General features: G+C 58.4%; 16 protein-coding genes and 2 rRNA genes (1 of these 18 running past the window's edge). 14 read left to right on the top strand and 4 right to left on the bottom strand.

Going from position 1 to position 19,494, the window contains the following annotated elements; genetic code table 11:
• The 13 genes from AACH87_RS15695 to AACH87_RS15635 form a co-directional block, all read left to right on the top strand.
• Nucleotides 1-1,426: ribosomal RNA gene (locus AACH87_RS15695) — 23S ribosomal RNA — on the top strand; it begins 1,453 nt to the left of the window's first position.
• A 140-nt stretch (nt 1,427-1,566) separates the two neighbouring features.
• Nucleotides 1,567-1,679: ribosomal RNA gene (gene rrf, locus AACH87_RS15690) — 5S ribosomal RNA — on the top strand.
• A gap of 160 nt (nt 1,680-1,839) precedes the next feature.
• The gene (locus tag AACH87_RS15685) at nt 1,840-2,592 is read left to right on the top strand and encodes a 16S rRNA pseudouridine(516) synthase (RefSeq protein ID WP_338795416.1); all 753 of its coding nucleotides are present in this window, start codon (nt 1,840-1,842) and stop codon (nt 2,590-2,592) included.
• A 158-nt stretch (nt 2,593-2,750) separates the two neighbouring features.
• Entirely contained in the window at nt 2,751-3,737 is a 987-nt protein-coding gene (locus tag AACH87_RS15680) for a beta-propeller fold lactonase family protein (protein WP_338795415.1), read from the top strand.
• Between the two features lie 25 nt (nt 3,738-3,762).
• Nucleotides 3,763-4,584, top strand: coding sequence for a polysaccharide deacetylase family protein (locus AACH87_RS15675; protein ID WP_338795414.1), 822 nt, complete (start codon nt 3,763-3,765; stop codon nt 4,582-4,584).
• A gap of 99 nt (nt 4,585-4,683) precedes the next feature.
• Nucleotides 4,684-5,697 (top strand): sterol desaturase family protein, encoded by a 1,014-nt coding sequence (locus AACH87_RS15670; RefSeq protein WP_338795413.1) that lies wholly within the window; start codon nt 4,684-4,686, stop codon nt 5,695-5,697.
• 35 nt (nt 5,698-5,732) lie between these two features.
• On the top strand, nt 5,733-6,674 hold the full coding sequence (locus tag AACH87_RS15665) for an EI24 domain-containing protein (protein ID WP_338795412.1): 942 nt from the start codon (nt 5,733-5,735) through the stop codon (nt 6,672-6,674).
• Nucleotides 6,671-7,492, top strand: a complete 822-nt coding sequence (locus AACH87_RS15660) for a molybdopterin-binding protein (protein ID WP_338795411.1) — start codon at nt 6,671-6,673, stop codon at nt 7,490-7,492. Before AACH87_RS15665 ends, AACH87_RS15660 begins: the two co-directional genes overlap by 4 nt.
• Before the next feature lie 171 nt (nt 7,493-7,663).
• Complete coding sequence (gene glnA, locus AACH87_RS15655) at nt 7,664-9,079, top strand: type I glutamate--ammonia ligase (protein ID WP_338795410.1); 1,416 nt, start codon at nt 7,664-7,666, stop codon at nt 9,077-9,079.
• 207 nt (nt 9,080-9,286) lie between these two features.
• Complete coding sequence (locus tag AACH87_RS15650) at nt 9,287-9,802, top strand: hypothetical protein (RefSeq protein ID WP_338795409.1); 516 nt, start codon at nt 9,287-9,289, stop codon at nt 9,800-9,802.
• Between the two features lie 51 nt (nt 9,803-9,853).
• Entirely contained in the window at nt 9,854-10,912 is a 1,059-nt protein-coding gene (gene glnL, locus AACH87_RS15645) for a nitrogen regulation protein NR(II) (RefSeq protein WP_338798983.1), read from the top strand.
• A 37-nt stretch (nt 10,913-10,949) separates the two neighbouring features.
• Entirely contained in the window at nt 10,950-12,605 is a 1,656-nt protein-coding gene (gene ntrC, locus AACH87_RS15640) for a nitrogen regulation protein NR(I) (protein ID WP_338795408.1), read from the top strand.
• A gap of 166 nt (nt 12,606-12,771) precedes the next feature.
• On the top strand, nt 12,772-13,710 hold the full coding sequence (locus AACH87_RS15635; RefSeq protein ID WP_338795407.1) for a PA2169 family four-helix-bundle protein: 939 nt from the start codon (nt 12,772-12,774) through the stop codon (nt 13,708-13,710).
• Nucleotides 13,711-13,755: 45 nt separating this feature from the next.
• Here the strand turns inward: AACH87_RS15635 and xth are convergent, their stop codons facing one another.
• Nucleotides 13,756-14,532: an exodeoxyribonuclease III gene (gene xth, locus AACH87_RS15630; protein ID WP_338795406.1), complete on the bottom strand. Its 777-nt coding sequence runs from the start codon at nt 14,530-14,532 to the stop codon at nt 13,756-13,758.
• 574 nt (nt 14,533-15,106) lie between these two features.
• Between xth and AACH87_RS15625 the strand changes: the two genes are divergently transcribed.
• Nucleotides 15,107-16,366 (top strand): diguanylate cyclase, encoded by a 1,260-nt coding sequence (locus tag AACH87_RS15625; RefSeq protein WP_338795405.1) that lies wholly within the window; start codon nt 15,107-15,109, stop codon nt 16,364-16,366.
• Nucleotides 16,367-16,447: 81 nt separating this feature from the next.
• Here the strand turns inward: AACH87_RS15625 and AACH87_RS15620 are convergent, their stop codons facing one another.
• The 3 genes from AACH87_RS15620 to AACH87_RS15610 form a co-directional block, all read right to left on the bottom strand.
• Nucleotides 16,448-17,944 carry an FAD-binding oxidoreductase gene (locus AACH87_RS15620; RefSeq protein WP_338795404.1) on the bottom strand — a complete coding sequence of 499 codons (1,497 nt, stop codon included), beginning with the start codon at nt 17,942-17,944 and terminating at the stop codon, nt 16,448-16,450.
• Between the two features lie 202 nt (nt 17,945-18,146).
• Nucleotides 18,147-18,650 (bottom strand): dihydrofolate reductase, encoded by a 504-nt coding sequence (locus AACH87_RS15615; RefSeq protein ID WP_338795403.1) that lies wholly within the window; start codon nt 18,648-18,650, stop codon nt 18,147-18,149.
• A gap of 65 nt (nt 18,651-18,715) precedes the next feature.
• Nucleotides 18,716-19,348 (bottom strand): DUF4337 family protein, encoded by a 633-nt coding sequence (locus tag AACH87_RS15610; protein WP_338795402.1) that lies wholly within the window; start codon nt 19,346-19,348, stop codon nt 18,716-18,718.
• Between the last annotated feature and the right edge of the window lie 146 nt (nt 19,349-19,494).

Below are 19,494 nucleotides of genomic sequence, written 5' to 3'. Positions count from 1 at the left end.
GGTTCAAGCCTGTAGTCGTGCCTGGTAGGCAAATCCGCCGGGCTTAGATGAGGGGTGATAACGAGTCTGCTTGCAGACGAAGTGAGTGATACCCTGCTTCCAGGAAAAGCCACTAAGCTTCAGCTATTGACGACCGTACCGCAAACCGACACTGGTGCGCGAGATGAGTATTCTAAGGCGCTTGAGAGAACTCAGGAGAAGGAACTCGGCAAATTGATACCGTAACTTCGGGAGAAGGTATGCCCCAAGTAGGTGAACTCGTACAGAGGGAGCCCAAAGGGGTTGCAAAAAATCGGTGGCTGCGACTGTTTAATAAAAACACAGCACTCTGCAAACACGAAAGTGGACGTATAGGGTGTGACGCCTGCCCGGTGCTGGAAGATTAAATGATGGGGTGCAAGCTCTTGATTGAAGTCCCAGTAAACGGCGGCCGTAACTATAACGGTCCTAAGGTAGCGAAATTCCTTGTCGGGTAAGTTCCGACCTGCACGAATGGCGTAACGATGGCCACACTGTCTCCTCCTGAGACTCAGCGAAGTTGAAATGTTTGTGATGATGCAATCTCCCCGCGGAAAGACGGAAAGACCCCATGAACCTTTACTGTAGCTTTGTATTGGACTTTGAACAGATCTGTGTAGGATAGGTGGGAGGCTTTGAAGTGAGGTCGCTAGATCTCATGGAGCCGACGTTGAAATACCACCCTGGTGTGTTTGAGGTTCTAACCTAGGTCCATTATCTGGATCGGGGACAGTGCATGGTAGGCAGTTTGACTGGGGCGGTCTCCTCCCAAAGCGTAACGGAGGAGTTCGAAGGTACGCTAGTTACGGTCGGACATCGTGACGATAGTGCAATGGCATAAGCGTGCTTAACTGCGAGACTGACAAGTCGAGCAGATGCGAAAGCAGGACATAGTGATCCGGTGGTTCTGTATGGAAGGGCCATCGCTCAACGGATAAAAGGTACTCTGGGGATAACAGGCTGATACCGCCCAAGAGTTCATATCGACGGCGGTGTTTGGCACCTCGATGTCGGCTCATCTCATCCTGGGGCTGTAGCCGGTCCCAAGGGTATGGCTGTTCGCCATTTAAAGAGGTACGTGAGCTGGGTTTAAAACGTCGTGAGACAGTTTGGTCCCTATCTTCCGTGGGCGCTGCAGATTTGAGGAAGCCTGCTCCTAGTACGAGAGGACCGGAGTGGACACACCTCTGGTGTATCGGTTGTCACGCCAGTGGCATTGCCGAGTAGCTAAGTGTGGAAGAGATAACCGCTGAAAGCATCTAAGCGGGAAACTCGTTTCAAGATGAGATCTGCCGGGGCCTTGAGCCCCCTGAAGAGTCGTTCAAGACCAGGACGTTGATAGGCTGGGTGTGGAAGCGCAGTAATGCGTTAAGCTAACCAGTACTAATTGCTCGTGCGGCTTGACCCTATAACTTTGATAGCCTATGCACTTCAATGCAAAAGCTCAAAGATTGTTATGCCAAGTTAGACGCAGTCAAATACAAAAAACTGATTCCAAACTCTATGAATTCGCCGAGCAGTCCCAAGACTGCTCAGCACCAAGTTATGCCTGATGACCATAGCAAGTTGGTACCACTCCTTCCCATCCCGAACAGGACAGTGAAACGACTTTGCGCCGATGATAGTGCGGGTTCCCGTGTGAAAGTAGGTCATCGTCAGGCTCTTACAGCCCAGAAAACCCCAGTCTACTCAGACTGGGGTTTTTTGCTTTTTGGCGATTCGCCCATGCATACTCTTGTCGTCGGCTTGTACCTTGGAATTCAGCGGGGACAATGAGTAAACAGCTGGCGCGGCTCTGTGCTTCAGCCAATACAACCGATCATGCAACTGCAAGATATTCTGTATTCCCAGGGATTTGGTACGCGCCGCGTGTGTGCGGGGCTGATTCAGCAGGGATGGGTTTTGGTGAGTGATTCACCTTCACCCACCGTTGAATATGCGCTATGCACTGATGCAAGCGCTGAATTTGAGCCTGAGGGCCTTTTGCTTCGCGTGCAGGGGGTGGATTGGCCCTTCCATGCCAAAGCCTACGTGCTCCTTCACAAGCCTGCAGGTACGGAATGTTCTCAAAAGCCGTCCACCTATCCTAGTATCTACACATTGCTGCCTTCACCATTGCGCCAGAGGCCTACAAAGAGTGCTGTGCAAGGAGTGCAGGCTGTAGGCCGTCTGGATCAAGACACCACCGGTATGCTTTTGCTGAGTGATGATGGTCAGTTTATCCATCGCCTCAGTTCGCCCAAAAAGCATGTACCGAAGGTCTATCAAGTAACAACCAAACATCCTGTGGACGAGATTCAAGTTTCGAGATTGTTGGCGGGGGTGGTGCTGGATGATGATCCCAAACCAGTGCGTGCTGCGAATTGCATCGTGGCGGACTCCCACCGGTTGGATATGACGCTGACCGAAGGCAAGTACCACCAAGTCAAACGGATGATTGCAGCGGTAGGAAACCGAGTGGAAGGATTGCACCGCTCGCGTATTGGAGGGATGGAGTTGCCGGCAGATCTGGCTCCCGGCCAATGGCGGTGGCTGAATGCGGCTGAGCTGAATCTGTTGAATAGTAACGTGTGAACCTCCACGCAAAGGGCTGGTTTGCGGCGCGTCTTGGCAATCTCAGTGCAGGCATGACCCTGATCAATGTTTGCCAAAACACCATCATGTTACGTGGGGACGTTCGGGATCGGTGGAAGTGCAGCGCTACACTCTAAGGCTGTGTTGAAAGTGGTTTTGTGAAGATTCTCTCGATTGCTCGTGCCTGTGTGGTGGCCCTTGGCGGGGTGTGGTACTCCGTTGCCAGTGTTGCGACCGGAACTCCACCTCTTTTCGTGCTTAACTCGTTGGAGGCCAATGTCAGCGTCATTGATCCGACGACCTGGACCGAGACCGCCCGAATTCCCACTGGCAAAGAGCCGCATCACCTGTATCTAACGCCAGACGAAAAGTCCCTCATCGTGGCGAATGCACTTGGGGATACGCTGACGTTTGTGGATCCTCGTACCGCCGAGGTGCAACGCACGGTGCGTGGAATTGTGGACCCTTACCAACTTCGGTTCAGCCCCGACATGAAGTGGTTCGTCACGGCTGCCAACCGATTGAACCATGTAGATTTTTATCGCTGGGATGGTAAGGACCTGACGCTGGTACGGCGCGTCGCCACTTCACGTACCCCTAGTCATTTGTGGATCGACAGCCGGAGTGCCACGGTCTATTCCACGATGCAGGACAGCGATGAGCTGGTGGCCATTGATATCGCAACCCAGGCTATCAAATGGCGGGTCAAAACCGGGGCGATGCCTGCAGACGTGTATGGCAGCCCCGACGACAAATATCTGTTTGTGGGGCTGACGGGTGCTGATAGCGTAGAGGTGTTTGATGTTTCCGGCCGCGAAGCAGTCAGCATCAAGAAAATCAAGACAGGCGATGGGGCGCATGCCTTTCGCGGCGCTGGAGACGGGCGCCATCTTTATGTGAGCAACCGGGTAGCCAACTCCATCAGCAAGATTGACATGGTGACTCAACAGGTTGTCGAGTCCTACCCCGTACCGGGTGGACCAGATTGCATGGATGTGTCGGCTGATGGGCGCTACATCTACGTCAGCTCGCGCTGGGCTCGAAAACTGTCTGTGGTGGACACCCAGGCGAAGAAGGTCGTACGCCAGGTCAATGTGGGGAAATCACCCCATGGCGTTTGGACTCTGCAGCACGCTCCACGTTAAGCACAGTACTTCCGGAGTGAGCTGTATGCCATTCAGCAGTATGGGCTCCGCAAGCGGAAGGTGTCGATGTGCTATTGTATTGATAGCTGCTTGCGCTTATGTAGCGTGCGCCAGTGCGTCTAATGACTGTAAGAAACCTCTGTACCTGACCTTTGACACTGGCCACATGGAGGTTGCGCCTTTGGTTGCAGAGATCCTCCAGCGCCAGCAGGTACGCGTCACCTTTTTTGCTGCGAATGAGCGCACGAAGCAGGGGGATGGAAGTTTGGGAGACTACTGGGCACCTTGGTGGCGGGCGCGCGCTGCTGAGGGGCATGAGTTTGCTTCCCACACATGGAATCACACCTATTGGCGATCAGACGCTGGCGATGCGCAGCACCCGACTTTTCGGGTTCGCCCCTCGGCAGGACTGCGTGAAGGCCAAAGCTTCGTGATTTCTGCGGCCGAGTATTGCGAAGAAATTACCCACGCAGCAGATCGTTTGAAGGCCATCACTGGCAAGGCACCCTTGCCACTGTTCCGTGCGCCTGGCGGCAAAACCTCTGCGCAACTGATTGCCAGCGCCAAGGCCTGCGGCTATGCGCATGTCGGCTGGTCTCCCGCGGGCTTTCTGGGAGATGAGTTGCCGAGCGAAACTGCCAGCAACACCATGCTGCTCAACAAGGCGCTGCGCGACGTGCGCAGCGGAGACATCTTGCTGGCCCATTTGGGTATCTGGTCACGCAAGGACGCTTGGGCACCCGCCGTGCTGGAGCCTTTGATCGAAGGGCTCAAGCAAAAGGGCTTTTGCTTTCGCACCTTGCGGGATCACCCAGACTATGCGGCTTTGGCGGCGCAGGCTCGCTAGTTTGTCAGGCAGAGCTGGTGATAAAGATGCAAGTGCACTGGCTTGGCCTAGCCGCCTATTTGGTTTGATGAATAACTGGGGTGTCGGGAGTGCAAGACGATGGGATGGCTGAGCAGCGTATTTGACAGCGTGCAGCAATGGCTTTTTGAAAGCGTGCTGCAGCCACTGATGTTCACCACAGGCTTGGCAAGCCTGCTCGAAAACGGCTACGAGGCCGCTGGATGGCTGTTGGTCGGGTTGTTGCAACTGGTGGTCATCGTGGCTGTTATTGGGCCTATGCAGCGTTGGTGGCCCGTGGAGCAGGTCAACGACCGCGCCACCATCCGTACAGACATTCTCTACACCTTGATACACCGTCTGGGCTTGTTCCGGTTGGCCCTGTTTTTCACTGTCGATCCGCTGGCGGACTCGTTCTTTGGAGCCTTGCGTGTCGCGGGAGTCAGCACCTTTCAGCTGGATGGCATCTGGCCTGGAGTGACGGACATCTCCTGGGTCAGCTTGCTGCTGTACCTGCTGGTGTTTGATTTCGTGGACTATTGGATCCATCGAGGGCAGCACCACTTCGAGTGGTGGTGGCGCCTGCATTCGTTGCATCACGCCCAACGTCAAATGACGATGTGGAGCGACAACCGCAATCACCTGCTCGATGATTTGCTGCGGGATGTGATTCTGGTGACGGTGGCGCAGTTGATTGGTGTTGCGCCTGGGCAGTTCATTGCCATCGTGGCCATTACCCAGCTCAGCGAGAGCTTTCAGCATGCCAATGTGCGCCTGTGGTTTGGTCACATCGGTGAGCGGCTGTGGATCAGCCCCCGGTTTCATCGCCGACACCACAGCATCGGCATCGGGCATGAGACGGTCAAACCATCTACCAATGCTCAAGGGGGCACACCCGCCTCGCAGCCCCGTGTGGTGCTCGGTGGTCACAATTTTGGGGTGCTTCTGCCTTGGTGGGACATGCTGATGGGTACGGCCAACTTTGAAAAGCGCTTTGACCCCACCGGTGTTCGCGATCAGGTTGAACCTGGCCCAGATGGCCGCGTGCGTGACTACGGGGCGGGGTTCTGGTCGCAGCAGTGGCGTGGGGTTCTGCGGTTGGTGGGCAAGGCCTGAGTCAGTGGGTGGGCACTGCCTGTATGCTTGCCCCCATGGGATTACTGTTCGATTCCTTCTGGCGTGCCGCCACCTATTGCCTGCGCCCGCGTGTGATTGCGTTGTCGCTACTGCCATTGTTATTGATGGCTGGTCTGGCGCTGCTTTTCGGCTACTTCTACTGGGACGCTGCCGTACAGGCAATGCGGACTTTGCTGGATGCCTCCACACTGTTGACCAGTGTGTGGAGTTGGCTCCAGGGTTGGGGCTTCGGAGACCTCAATGCTGTGATGGCGCCGCTGATGGTGGTACTCTTGGTGATTCCGGTGCTGGTGGTTGTGTCACTGCTGGCTGTGGCGGTACTGATGACTCCCGCTCTTGTGACCTTGGTGGCCGCTCGGCGCTTTCCTGATCTGGAGCGTAAAAAAGGCGGATCTTTCGTCGCCAGTGTCGCTTGGTCGGTGGGGTCTACCGTGTTGGCGCTAGTGGCACTGTTGGTCTCGGTTCCGCTCTGGCTGGTGCCTCCGTTGGTACTCATTCTGCCTCCCTTGATCTGGGGTTGGCTGACTTATCGCGTGATGGTGTTTGATGCGCTGGCCGAACATGCGAGCAAGGAGGAGCGCGCGGAGATATTCCGTCGCCATCGCAGCAGCCTTCTGGGCATAGGCGTCATCACAGGCTACCTGGGTGCAGCGCCTAGCATCGTATGGGCGTCAGGCGTGGTATTCGCAGCCGCATTCTTTGTGTTGGTGCCGCTGGCTATCTGGATTTATACCCTGGTTTTCGCGTTCTCTTCGCTGTGGTTCACGCACTATGGTCTGGCTGCCCTGCAACGTTTGCGAAACGAGCAAACTACCAATGTGCGGATGAATGACATCGCGCCGATGGCCGAACCGTTTCCGCCCCCCTCAGGAATCCAAGACGCGAACACGTCAGTGTCCCCAAGGCCGGTGCACCCGTCTTCCACAACTTCGCAATCAGGAGAAAATTCACCATGACCCCCACTTTCGGTCTCATCATCGTGGGCGACGAGATTCTGTCGGGGAAGCGGGCCGACAAGCACATGCCCAAGGTGATTGAGCTTCTGGCAGCGCGGGGCCTGTCATTGGCCTACGCTGACTACGTAGGCGATAGTCCTGATCGGATCACCGCCACGCTGGCGCGCGCATTTGCATCGGCAGATGTGGTGTTTTCCTGCGGCGGTATTGGCGCGACACCCGACGATCACACCCGTCAATGTGCTGGACGTGCTCTGGGACGTGAACTCGCCCTGCACCCTGAGGCTGAGGTCCTGATCCGCGAACGGATGCAGGATGTGGCAAGGGAGCAGGGCGTGCCCTATGAGCCAGACCGACCTGACAACGTGCACCGCCTCAACATGGGCATGTTTCCGCAGGGGGCGCGCATCATTCCCAACCCATACAACAAGATCCCCGGCTTCAGCTGCGATGGTGCGGGCGGGGGCTGTGTGCATTTCGTTCCAGGTTTTCCGGTCATGGCCTGGCCGATGATCGAATGGGTGCTTGAAGAGCACTATGCGGTCCATTTCAATCGTGCACCACAGACCGAGCAGTCAGTGGTGGTGTACGGCGCCATGGAGGCGGCACTGACGCCTCTGATGGAGCAGATTGAAAAATCGCACCCAGATGTGCGGGTGTTCAGTTTGCCCAGCGTAGATCATCCACAATACGGGCGGCATATCGAACTGGGCGTCAAGGGGCCTGCGTCGTCGGTGCCTGCTGCATGGCAGGCCCTGAAAACAGGTTTGCACGAATTTGGTGCAAACCTTGGCCCGGAATTGGTGCGCAACCTCTAGTTTGAAGGTATTGACCGTTATTTGCACTGTGTTGGTGCTTTTGAACGTGCATCCTGCTCAACTGCCGTAGTGGGCGCTCCTTCATAGTGCAAGACCGCACTTGGCTGGCACGCAAACTGCTTTTATTTTGCAAACTCTTTTTTCAACAAGCGCTTTATCCAGGAGAACCTGATGGCCAAGACCGTTGCAGACGTGATGAAGATGGTGAAGGAGAACGAAGTCAAGTTCGTTGATTTCCGTTTCACCGATACCCGTGGCAAGCAGCAGCACACCACGGTGCCAGTCTCTCACTTTGACGAAGACAAGTTTGTATCGGGCCACGCATTTGACGGCTCCTCGATCGCTGGCTGGAAGGGCATTGAAGCCTCGGACATGCAGCTGATCCCCGATCCCAATACTGCCAACATCGATCCGTTCTTTGAAGAAACAACGCTGATCCTGACTTGCGATGTGATCGAGCCCAGCGATGGCAAGGCTTATGACCGTGACCCACGCTCCATCGCCAAGCGCGCTGAAGCCTACCTGAAGGCGTCTGGTCTGGGCGACACTGCCTACTTCGGCCCTGAGCCAGAATTCTTCATCTTCGACGGCGTTCGCTGGAGCACAGAGCCCAACAGCACTTTCTACGAAATCGAAGAATACGAAGCTCCTTGGAACACTGGTGCCAAGCTCGAAGGCGGCAACCGTGGCCACCGTCCCACCGTCAAGGGCGGCTACTTCCCTGTCCCTCCGGTCGACAGCACGCAAGACATGCGCGCTGAGATGTCCCTGATTCTCGAATCTCTGGGCATCCCTGTCGAAGTGTTCCACCACGAAGTGGCTGGCGCAGGTCAGAACGAAATCGGCACCAAGTTCAGCACCCTGGTGGAGCGCGCCGACTGGACCATCCTGCAAAAGTATGTCATCCACAACGTGGCCAACGCATACGGCAAGACAGCGACCTTCATGCCCAAGCCTTACCACGGTGATAACGGCTCCGGCATGCACGTTCACCAGTCGGTCTGGAAGGATGGCAAGAACCTGTTCGCAGGCGACGGCTACGCAGGCTTGTCTGACTACGCCCTGTACTACATCGGCGGCATCATCAAGCACGCACGTGCGCTGAACGCCATTACCAACCCTGGCACTAACAGCTACAAGCGTCTGGTTCCTCACTTCGAAGCTCCAGTGAAGCTGGCTTACTCTGCCAAGAACCGCTCCGCTTCGATCCGCATTCCTTACGTGGCCAACCCCAAGGGCCGTCGTGTGGAAGCTCGCTTCCCCGATCCACTGATGAACCCCTATCTGGGCTTCGCAGCTCTGCTGATGGCTGGTCTGGACGGTGTGGAAAACAAGATCCATCCCGGCGAAGCTGCAACGAAGGACCTGTACCACCTGCCTCCAGAAGAAGACAAGCTGGTGCCCACCGTGTGCCATAGCCTGGACCAAGCGCTGGAACATCTGGACAAGGACCGCGCGTTCCTGACCAAGGGCGGCGTTTTCACCGACAGCATGATCGACGCCTATATCGATCTGAAGATGACCGAGGTGACTCGCTTCCGTATGGCAGTGCACCCTGTCGAGTACGACATGTACTACTCCCTGTGATTGCCTTTTGGGCAGCTATCACAACAAAGGCGGCTTCGGCCGCCTTTTTCTTTGTGCAGTGCCTTTCATGCATGCGGAGCTTCGGGGTTGTGTGATCGTTGCATCCGTACACAAATGCCCTTGTGCCCTGCGCATCACCACGTTGGAGATGTCCGGCTATTGGGGGATACTCCCAACCAACCCTGCATGTGCTGTGCGAGGAAATCTATGAAGAAAACGCTACTAATTCTCTGTATTGCAGTGGCTGTGCCTGCGATCTCGCTGGCCCAGGATCGCATCTATCGCTGTGGCAACGAATACACCAATAACGCGACTCAGGCCAAGGAGCGTGGTTGCAAAATGGTCGAGGGCGGCAACGTCACGGTCATCCAGGGCTCCCGTCCTGCAGGTGGCGGTTCTGGTGGGGGCGGTGGTGCGTCAGGCAGTTCGTCGTCTGCTTCCTCTGCCTCACCACCGGGTGCTCCGAAGGTCAGCAACAATGACCAGAAGGCCAGGGATTCTGATGCGCGCGCCATTTTGGAGGCTGAACTGCGCAAGGCAGAAACCAAGCATGCCGAATTGGTGAAGGAGTACAACGGCGGTGCTCCAGAGCGCAACGCACTGGACTTGCGTAACCCCCAGCGCTACATGGAGCGTACGGCCGAATTGAAAGCTGCTATTGGGCGCAGCGAAAGTGATATTGCAGGTATCAAGCGTGAACTGAGTCGCCTGCCAGCCAATTGATGGATGCGTGAATTGATGGGACATGTGAACACCCCTTCCTCCTCTGACGCCTTGGCGGGTGAAGAGCGCTTTCAGTCCTTCGATCTGTTATCCACGCTGATTGCCGTGCTTCAGTCGGATGGGGCGGTGCAATTTGCAAATGCGGCTTTGGAAAACACCTTGGGGTTGTCCCGCCGTACTTTGGAGGGGGCAGACTTCTCCACTTTTTTCACCGATCCCGCCTTGCTGCAGACAGCCTTGTCCGGGGCCAAGGTGCAGGATTTCGCGGCGTTGAGGTTCGAGGCCAGTTTGCGCCGCCTCACCCAGGATGCCTTGCCTGTCCATGTGAACGTGGCTGCTTCCGAGCGCTCGGGCGAGATGCTGGTAGAGCTGTGGCCTTTGGAGCAGCAAGCCCGCCAAGACCGTGAAGAGCGCTTGCGTGAGCAGGCGTTGGCCAACAAGGAACTCATCCGTAATCTGGCTCACGAGATCAAAAACCCCCTGGGTGGCATACGCGGTGCTGCACAGCTTCTCGAAATGGAACTGGACAGCCGTGATCTCAAGGAATACACACAGGTCATCATCCATGAGGCAGACAGGCTACAGAGCCTGGTGGACCGCTTGCTGGCCCCTCATCGCCACCCGCATTTGGTGGGGGACGTGAATATCCACGAGGTTTGCGAGCGGGTCAGGTCCTTGGTGCTGGTGGAGTATCCGCAAGGCCTCAAGGTTGTACGCGACTACGACACATCCATTCCCGAATTCCGCGGCGATCGTGCCCAGCTCATTCAGGCCTTGCTGAACGTGGTGCAGAACGCTGCCCAAGCGCTCACCGACCGCATCGCGCAGGGTGATGCCGTGATCACCTTGCGCACCCGTGTGGCGCGGCAGGTCACGTTTGGAAGGCAGCGCTATCGGCTGGCATTGGAATTGCATGTCATCGACAACGGACCGGGCGTGCCGGATGCGATCAAGGAGCGTATTTTTTACCCTCTGGTATCGGGGCGCGATGGCGGATCAGGATTGGGATTGACGCTGGCACAGACCTTTGTTCAGCGGCACCACGGATTGATTGAGTGCGACAGTGTTCCTGGGCGTACCGATTTCCGGATTCTCATCCCGCTCCCCTGAGGTCCCAGGCACACAACCACAGGGAAGGTAGACACACATGAAGCCGATCTGGTTAGTAGATGATGACCCGTCGATCCGCTTCGTTCTGGAAAAAGCGCTGGCGCGTGAGAACCTGCCCACGCGCAGCTTCACTCAGCCCCGCGAGGTGCTGGATGCGCTGGCAGACGTCGTTCCGGGAGACCCCGCACGCCAGGGGCCGCAGGTCCTGGTGAGTGATATCCGAATGCCTGGCGGTTCCGGTCTGCAATTGCTTGAGAAGGTCCGCGAACTGCAGCCAGGCCTGCCCGTCATCATCATGACGGCCTACTCTGATCTGGACAGCGCAGTGTCTGCCTTCCAGCGTGGGGCCTTTGAGTATTTGCCCAAGCCCTTTGACTTGCCCAAGGCCGTCGAACTGATCCGCCGCGCTGTAGAGGAAAGCCAGCGCGAAGAGGTGACGGAAGAACGTCAGACGGCTACCCCCGAGATGCTGGGGCAGGCGCCCGCCATGCAGGATGTGTTTCGCGCCATCGGGCGGTTGAGCCAGAGTCTGGTCACTGTGCTGATTACGGGTGAATCGGGCTCCGGCAAGGAGTTGGTCGCCCGTGCATTGCACAAACACTCCCCCTGCGCGGATGGTCCATTTGTCGCCATCAACACGGCAGCCATTCCCAAGGACCTGCTGGAGTCTGAGCTTTTCGGACATGAGCGTGGCGCATTTACGGGAGCCCAGACCCAGCGACGTGGGCGGTTCGAACAGGCCGAGGGGGGAACGCTGTTCCTGGACGAAATTGGCGACATGCCGTTTGACCTGCAGACCCGTCTGCTGCGCGTGCTGTCCGACGGGCAGTTCTATCGTGTGGGTGGCCATGCTGCAGTGAAGTCGAATGTTCGCGTCATTGCTGCAACCCATCAAAACCTTGAACAGCGCGTCAAGGAAGGGAACTTCCGCGAGGACTTGTTCCACCGCCTCAATGTGATTCGCCTGCGGTTGCCCGCATTGCGTGAGCGGCATGCAGACGTTCCCATGCTGACCCGGCATTTTCTACAGCAAAGCGCTCGACAACTGGGGGTGGAACCCAAGCGGATTTCGGATGCCGCGCTGCAAAGGCTGGAGCAGTTTCCGTTTCCGGGCAACGTGCGGCAACTGGAGAACATTTGCCACTGGCTGACCGTCATGGCTCCAGCCCAGGTCATTTCGCTGCAGGATCTGCCTCCTGAGGTGCTGGAAGCGCCCGTCAATCCGGCCGCACTTGTGCAAGGTGCTCCTGCGGCTCCATCTGCTGTACCGGCTGCGGATATGGCGTCATCACAGGTCACTTTCGGGCATGCTGAGCCAGCTCTGGTTGTGCCCTCCAGCCACGCTGCAGACCCGCACACTCCAGGGCTGCCTGTGGCTCCTGTTCATGCCTCCCCAGGTGCCCACCGTGCTGACGATCTGTCGTCTGCCGGATATGCTGTGCCAGCCGTTGCTGCGGGCCCAGCCATGGGCTGGGAGCAGTCGCTGGAATGCGATGCGCAGAAGCTGCTCGCCACGGGGCAGCCCGATGTGTGGGATACCCTCACGCGGCGGTTCGAGTCGCGCCTCATCCGTACAGCCCTGGCTGCTACCCATGGGCGCAGGATGGAGGCGGCACAGCGTCTGGGCATTGGCCGCAACACGATCACACGCAAGATCCAGGAACTGGGCCTTGATGCGGCTGACGAGGCCTGAAGTCTTCTACCAGGCCATTCGGCAAAGCCGTTGAATGGAAGGGCGGCTTGTGCCGCCCTTCGTGTTCGTGGGCACACGTCCTACACAGGGGGGCTCTTTGTGCCGACCTGTCTCGCCGGAAGTGATTTCAACAATGAAGTCACTGTTAACCAACCGGAGAGTTTTCATGTCGGATTTCAATGATGCCAACCGCGACCCCATCACCAATGAACCCGGCTCCCATCCTGTCGGAACAGGCGTTGGGGCCGCTATGGGCGGTGCTGCTGCGGGAGCTGCCGCCGGTGCCTTTGGTGGTCCAGTAGGCGCTGCCATCGGCGGCGTTGCTGGTGCTGTGGCGGGCGGGCTCGCAGGCAAGGCCGCAGCAGAGGCCGTGAACCCTACCGCCGAGGATGCTTACTGGCGCGAAAGCTATCAGCGCGAGCCTTACTACACCACAGGCCGTACGTATGACGACTACCGTCCCGCCTACGAACTGGGCTGGTCTTCGGTAGGCCGTTACGACGGTGATTTCGATAGCTTCGAACCTCGTTTGGCCGATGACTGGCGCGCCCGCCATTCGGATGGCATGGCGTGGAACGATGCGCGACCTGCCGCCCGCGCGGCATGGATGCGTGCCTCGGGCTCTGGCCTGAACAATGATCTGTCCACGGGAGTCATGGACACAGACGATGTGGTGGACGTGCTGAACGATCTGCTGGAGTCTGCCCGTGACGGGGAGTATGGTTTTACGTCCTGTGCAGAAAATGCCGACTCTCCTCAGTTGCGCACGCTGTTCCAGCGTCACGCGCAGGAGTGCGCAGCTGCAGCCGTGGAGTTGGAACATGAGATCCGTCGCCTTGGGGGCGAACCAGCCTCGGGTGGCACCGTGGCGGGTGCCTTGCACCGTGGCTGGGTTTCAGTGAAGTCGGCCCTGTCGACCCGAGACGACAAGGCGGTGCTGGAGGAATGTGAGCGCGGCGAAGATGCTGCTGTGGCACGTTACCGCAAGGCGCTCAAGGAGCCGCTGCCCGCACAAGTTCGGGCTCTGGTGGAGCGTCAGGCCCAAGGCGCGCAGCGAAACCATGATGAAGTCCGCAGCCTGCGCGACTCATTTGTGGCGCGTTGATAAACGGCAGGCCCCTCAAGAAGGGGCCATCCTCAGTCCAATCTTTCAGTCCAGTGTGACGACGACAGGCGCGTGGTCGCTGGGCTGGGGATTCTTGCGTGGAGCCCGGTCCACCGCGCACGCAGTGACATGGGGCTTCAGCGCTTCGCTCACCAGAATGTGGTCAATACGCAGCCCACGGTTTTTCTGAAAACCCAGCATGCGGTAATCCCACCACGAATAGCTTTTTTCAGGTTGCTCAAACATGCGGAAGGCATCCGTGAGCCCCAGTTGCAGAAGGGCCTGGAAATGCGCACGCTCTTCCGTCGTGTGGTGGATCGTTTCCTTCAATCCCACCGGGTCATAGGAATCGCGGTCTTCAGGTGCGACGTTGAAGTCACCCACCAGCACGAAACGTGGGTGAAGGGCCATTTCTGCCCGAATCCAGTCTTGAAGCGCCTGCAACCATCGCATCTTGTAGGCAAATTTCTCTGAGCCTGGCTCCTGACCGTTCACGAAGTAGCCATTGAACAACCGCAGGGGGCCTTGGGGTGTATCGAGCGTCGCGGCAATTACGCGTGCCTGCTCATCATCAAAAGCGGGAATATTGCGTACGACGTCGCGGACTGGGCTGCGCGACAGGATGGCGACACCGTTGTACGTTTTCTGCCCAAAAGCCACCGCGTGGTAGCCGGCCTCCTGCAGGGCAGCATGGGGAAACTTGTCGTCTGTGAGCTTCAGCTCTTGCAGGCACAGTGCATCGACTGGGTTGGCTGCCAGCCATGCCAGCACCTGCGGCAGGCGAACAGAAAGCGAATTGACGTTCCAGGTGGCGATTTTCATAGGCAGTGGGTGAAGTGCGTGCGCTTGCGCAAAAACGTACGGGACTGACTAGCCGCGTAGCTATCGGCTGGGCAAGGTGCGGTGTGTCTGGGGTGGCTGGAGTATAGGCAGACCGGCTGGCCCTTGCTTCACACGGCAAAAGGAAGGAAACCTGTCACTGTCAACCCCCGGTCGGCCCGACTGGAAGAATTCCGACACCGCAGCAATAAACCCTGCATTTGATGGATGGCGTTTCCTCTGCAGTCAGGTATCCTTGCCGTGACAAAGTGTGAGTAATGTGCGCCAAATGATGGCTCTGATGAGCGTACCGTCGTGCATGCTGGCACAGGAGGAGGTTTTGCGTCGTGCAAGTTCCCAAGAGCCGCTAACACAACCCCTTAGCGTCGTTGTCCCGTCTTGTCGTATCTGATGTACTGCCTGTGACGGAACGCCTGGCCAGGGCCGCTTCGCTGGGTTGTATTAACCGCTCCAACGGGGTGGATGGCGTGCAAGGCCAAGCGGTGTTGCCTTATCTATGAACCATTGCCTTTCTTGTCCCTCAGCCCCCGAGTCGTCACTGCCTGATCTTCAGTTGATGGAGATCGTGACGCGCCATACGGGTGCGACCATCTGTGTGGTCGACAAGGATCTGCATGTTCTCTACGTCAATGAGGCCTATGCCAACTGGTTCAAGGTGCGGCCTGCTGACCTGATCGGGCGGTTTTTGCCATCGCTGTACAGCGAAGCTGCCCGGGTGCAGTTTCAGCCGCATATCGACAAAGCCATGTCAGGGCAGCAGGTCACCTACCAGCGGCAGATCTGCGGGGCAGATGGGCAGGAGATGTGGTTCTCCATCAGTCTGAACCCCTGGTACACGCCCGAAGGGCAGGTGGGTGGCGTCGTCAACAGCGCGCTGGAGGTTCACGAACTCAAGGTCACCACCAACGCACTGCGGGCTGCAAACCAGCGCTTGTTTTCGCACATGGAAAACAGTCCGCTGGCGGTCGTGGAGCTGGACGCCAAACTGGGCCTTGTGCATTGCTCCAGCCGTGCGACGGAGTGGTTTGGCTGGCACCACGCATCGCACCAGGGTGAATCCGTGCTCAATCTGGTGGGTGAAGGGGCCCGGGTTGAGCCGCTGCGCAAGGCTTTGCAGCGGCTTTTGACTGGAAGTGACCGCCAGAACCGGGTAGAAGCTTCGCTCGCCAGGCCCGATGGAAGCGTGCAGCACTGCATGTGGTTCAACTCGGCACTCATCAATCTGCGTGGCGAAACCGTCTCCATCATGTGCCAGATTGAAGACATCTCCGAGCGCGTGGCTGCAGCAGACCGGCTGATGCATCTGGCCCAGCACGACTCACTTACCGGCCTGCTCAACCGTGGGGCCTTCATGGTGCAGGCCGAAGAGGCTGTCGAAAATCCTGCCCAGGCCAGTGGTGGCATCGTGATTCTGTTCATGGACCTCGATGGATTCAAGGATGTGAACGATCACCACGGTCATCACATGGGGGATACCGTGCTGCGCTTGGTTGCACAGCGATTGGCCTCTGTGGTGCGGGCGGACGATACCCTGGCCCGACTGGGGGGGGATGAGTTCACGGTGCTCATGCGCGGCAACCCCGGGCCGCAGGGGCTGGTGCGTTACATCGACAGCATCATGGAGACATTTGCGGCGCCCTTCGTGCTGCCCAGCGGTGTGCCTGTGACGCTGGGTGTCAGCATTGGCGTGGCATCTCATCCACCTTTACCCGCCCAGGTGGATGAGCTGCTGACCCGGGCCGACCATGCCATGTACGAGGCCAAGCGCGGCGGCAAAGGTACGGTGCATTACGCGTTGCCTGCCTTGCCGGTGTGATCAGGCGGTACTGGTGAGAGGCTGGTGGATGGAACCCGCCGCCGCAGGCCCGGCGGGCTCCATCCAAGAGCGCAAAAACGCTTACAGAGGCTCAATGCTCTGCTGATACTGAAAGAAATTGCTGGGGTCGTACATTGACTTGACGGCCCGCAGCTTGAGATAGGCCTCTTCTCCCCAATACGCCCACGCAAAGTCGGGCAGCCCGCGCACCGGGTAGTTCTGGTACTTGTGCCCGTTCATGTAAGGGCGCAGCAGTTCGTACAGCCCATCTATCCAGGCCTGCACCTTCACACGCTCCGCCTCGTCGCGCCAGCAGCCGTCAATCACGATGTCCATATCCACATGGCGGTGCACAAAGGCGCTGTCTTCCACGGGGTAGCGTGCGATGGCGCCACCGTAGGGCTCGGTGTAAACCATGCTCCAAGGGTTCACTGCCTGGTGGAACTGGTCGATCACTTTCTGCCACACCTCTTTGGGAATGGGCTTGTCCACGTATCCGCTGGCCTTGGTTTCGCAGATACCGTCGGGCAGGTTCTGGGGCAGAGGGTAGGGGTGGTCTTCGAAGTAGTTGTTCAGCTCGGCATAGGTGCCTGTCATGTCCACCACCAACTGTGCGCCGGGGATGTCCAGCAAAGGCTTGATGGCTGCCATGCCCTGGTCCCGTGGGCCGCAGTACATGCCTTGCACCATGTAGACCACCTGGTCGTTGTAGTAGCCCAGGTTCATCATGTAGCCCAGTTGCTCGGGGGCATGCTGCCGGGTGTAGCGGGTTTGCAGCAGTTCCAGCACCTCGGCGGCCTGGGCTTCGTTCCAGGTGATGGACCAGCCCCATACCGATGGAAGCTTCACGGCCCGGTAACTGATCTGCAGCACGATGCCAAAGTTGCCTCCCGTTCCACCACGCAAGGCCCAGAAGAGGTCGGCATGTTCGCCATCGGCCTTGGCGGTGACAACCCGGCCATCGGCCAGAGCCACCCTGAACGCCACCGCGCAGTCGCTTTGGATGCCGTACGCGCGCGATGTGTAGCCATAGCCCCCGCCTTGCACGAAGCCTGCCACGCACACGTCACCGCAGGCTCCGGTGGGCACATGCCATCCCGTGTGGTCCAGTGCGGCGTTGAAGACCTCAAACGGTGTGCCGGGCAGTGCATGCACCACGGCGTGGTCTTCGTCCAGCACCACGCCTTTCATCTCGCTCAGGTCGATCACGATGCCACCGGTATTGACCGAGTAGCCTGCAGTGCTGTGCCCACCAGAGCGTACCGACACCTTCAACTGGAACAGTTGTGCAAACTGGATGCACACCAGCACATCCGCCTCGCAGGCGCAGTAGACGATGGCCAGAGGGTAAAACTGAAACGCGGGGTTGGACTCCTGACGGTCGTTCTCGTACTCCGGGTCCCCCGGAAACACCACATGCCCCACGGTCTGTGTGACCAGCCTGGCCTTGTGCTCGGCTGCCAGTTGGGGGCCTTGGCCTGCAGCGGCGGTGGCTGGGGGGTGTTGTGCGGCATGCTGCCGCAACTGTGCAACGTGGCGCTGTTTGGCAACGCGGTTTGCGCTCTTTCTGTGGGCCATACAAGTTTTCCCTCTAAAGAAAGATAACTTGTAACACGATTGTTACCCCGGCTAGAAGCGAAAAATGACGGGCGCTCGTGGGGCGTTGTGCATCGTCCACTCAGGCTAAAGACCTGGTCACAAAAATGACACTGGCGCTTGATGGGAAAGCGGTGGCAGCTACCAATTTGATAGCTGCTGTGACGCGCAGTGCGGGCCCGCCTCAGGCGCGCACGTAGCTCACAAAGGCAAAAGGCAGTCCGTTGCCGCTCACGTGCGTGGAGCGTTCTGCTTCGACCCACTCTGTTCCGAGCGTGGGGGCGTAGGCGTCGCCCTCAAAAGCCTGGGCGATTTCCGTCACTTCCACCCGGCTGGCCAGGGGCAGCGCCTGGGCATAGATTTGCGCGCCGCCCATGACCCACACGGGCTTACCGGCTTGTGCCGTGGCAGCGTGGGCTTGCTCCAACGCCTGTTCCAGGCTGTCTGCACGCAATGCGCCTTCGGCCTGCCATTGGGCTTGCCGTGTCACCACAATGTTGGTGCGCCCGGGCAGGGGTCTGAAGCGTGGCGGCAGCGAGTCCCACGTTTTGCGCCCCATGATCACTGCGCACCCTCCCGTCAACTGCTTGAAGTGCGCCATGTCTTCAGGCAGATGCCAGGGCATGGCGTTGTCCTTGCCGATGACGCCGTTGGACGCGCGGGCGTAGATGAGGTGCACGGGTTGCATGGCGAGGGTGTCTAAAGGGGTTCTGCAGGGCTCAGGTTCTGTGGCGCTCAGTCGGGTCAATCCGGTCAGATGTGCAGCAGCGCCATGGTGCCAACGCCCAGGCCCACTGCGGCCACGCCGTACATGCCCCATTCCAGCCACTTCTTGCGGGTCAGCAGCGCAATGGCGGCCAGGGCAATGGCCACTTGCAGCGCGGTGGTGGCCTGCGCCCAGCGGTGGTGCTGGTGCATCTGCGCTTCGCTCTTCTGGTCAAAGGCGTGGGCATCTGCCTCCAGGCCTTCTGCCACCTTCTTGATCTCGTTCTTCTCGGTCTCGTAGCGGTCAATCTTGGCCTGGTACTTCGCCTTCTCCTGCTCGCCAGGCGTCAGGTCGCGGGCCAGTTCGGCCAGCGATTGCTTGGTGCTTTTGGACTGGAAGTAATTCCACTGGTTGGAGGCCTCGGTCTTCTTGATCGCGGCGTCGTTCTTCATCAGCCCCGCATTGGCCTGCGTGGCGCCTCCCATGTAGGCAAAGATGGCGCCCACCGTAGCCACGATGGCTGTGAACATCGCAATCTTGTTGGTGCTGCTGTTGCCGCCGCCGTGTCCCTCGTCGCCGTGGCTGGCATGGTCAGAGCCGTGCCCGTCCCCATGGCCGTGGGTGGCGTGTTCAATGGCATGGTCGTGGGGGCCGTGTACGTGAAATCCGCCGGAAGACATGGTGGTATGGGTCAGTCGATGGGAGTTTGCAGAAAACCACCGCAGACTCGGGTGTGCCCAGACTGCGGTGCGCTAGAAATGTTGAGACCTTGCTCAGGTCAGCAAGCCAGTTGAGAACGGATCAAAAGCCGGTTGAATGCCGGTTT

Source organism: Acidovorax sp. DW039, from assembly GCF_037101375.1.
In the GTDB taxonomy this organism is placed as follows: Bacteria; Pseudomonadota; Gammaproteobacteria; order Burkholderiales; family Burkholderiaceae_C; genus Acidovorax.
The sequence above is the reverse complement of the archived record's forward strand: the minus strand, read 5'-3'. Positions and strand labels throughout refer to the sequence as shown.

Bases quoted from the DNA above. Each gene is read 5' to 3' on its own strand.
- AACH87_RS15685 (WP_338795416.1), top strand. From the start codon at position 1,840: ATGCAACTGCAAGATATTCTGTATTCCCAGGGATTTGGTACGCGCCGC.
- AACH87_RS15675 (WP_338795414.1), top strand. From the start codon at position 3,763: ATGCCATTCAGCAGTATGGGCTCCGCAAGCGGAAGGTGTCGATGTGCT.
- AACH87_RS15670 (WP_338795413.1), top strand. From the start codon at position 4,684: ATGGGATGGCTGAGCAGCGTATTTGACAGCGTGCAGCAATGGCTTTTT.
- AACH87_RS15665 (WP_338795412.1), top strand. From the start codon at position 5,733: ATGGGATTACTGTTCGATTCCTTCTGGCGTGCCGCCACCTATTGCCTG.
- AACH87_RS15660 (WP_338795411.1), top strand. From the start codon at position 6,671: ATGACCCCCACTTTCGGTCTCATCATCGTGGGCGACGAGATTCTGTCG.
- glnA (WP_338795410.1), top strand. From the start codon at position 7,664: ATGGCCAAGACCGTTGCAGACGTGATGAAGATGGTGAAGGAGAACGAA.
- AACH87_RS15650 (WP_338795409.1), top strand. From the start codon at position 9,287: ATGAAGAAAACGCTACTAATTCTCTGTATTGCAGTGGCTGTGCCTGCG.
- ntrC (WP_338795408.1), top strand. From the start codon at position 10,950: ATGAAGCCGATCTGGTTAGTAGATGATGACCCGTCGATCCGCTTCGTT.
- AACH87_RS15635 (WP_338795407.1), top strand. From the start codon at position 12,772: ATGTCGGATTTCAATGATGCCAACCGCGACCCCATCACCAATGAACCC.
- xth (WP_338795406.1), bottom strand. From the start codon at position 14,532: ATGAAAATCGCCACCTGGAACGTCAATTCGCTTTCTGTTCGCCTGCCG.
- AACH87_RS15625 (WP_338795405.1), top strand. From the start codon at position 15,107: ATGGAGATCGTGACGCGCCATACGGGTGCGACCATCTGTGTGGTCGAC.
- AACH87_RS15620 (WP_338795404.1), bottom strand. From the start codon at position 17,944: ATGGCCCACAGAAAGAGCGCAAACCGCGTTGCCAAACAGCGCCACGTT.
- AACH87_RS15615 (WP_338795403.1), bottom strand. From the start codon at position 18,650: ATGCAACCCGTGCACCTCATCTACGCCCGCGCGTCCAACGGCGTCATC.
- AACH87_RS15610 (WP_338795402.1), bottom strand. From the start codon at position 19,348: ATGTCTTCCGGCGGATTTCACGTACACGGCCCCCACGACCATGCCATT.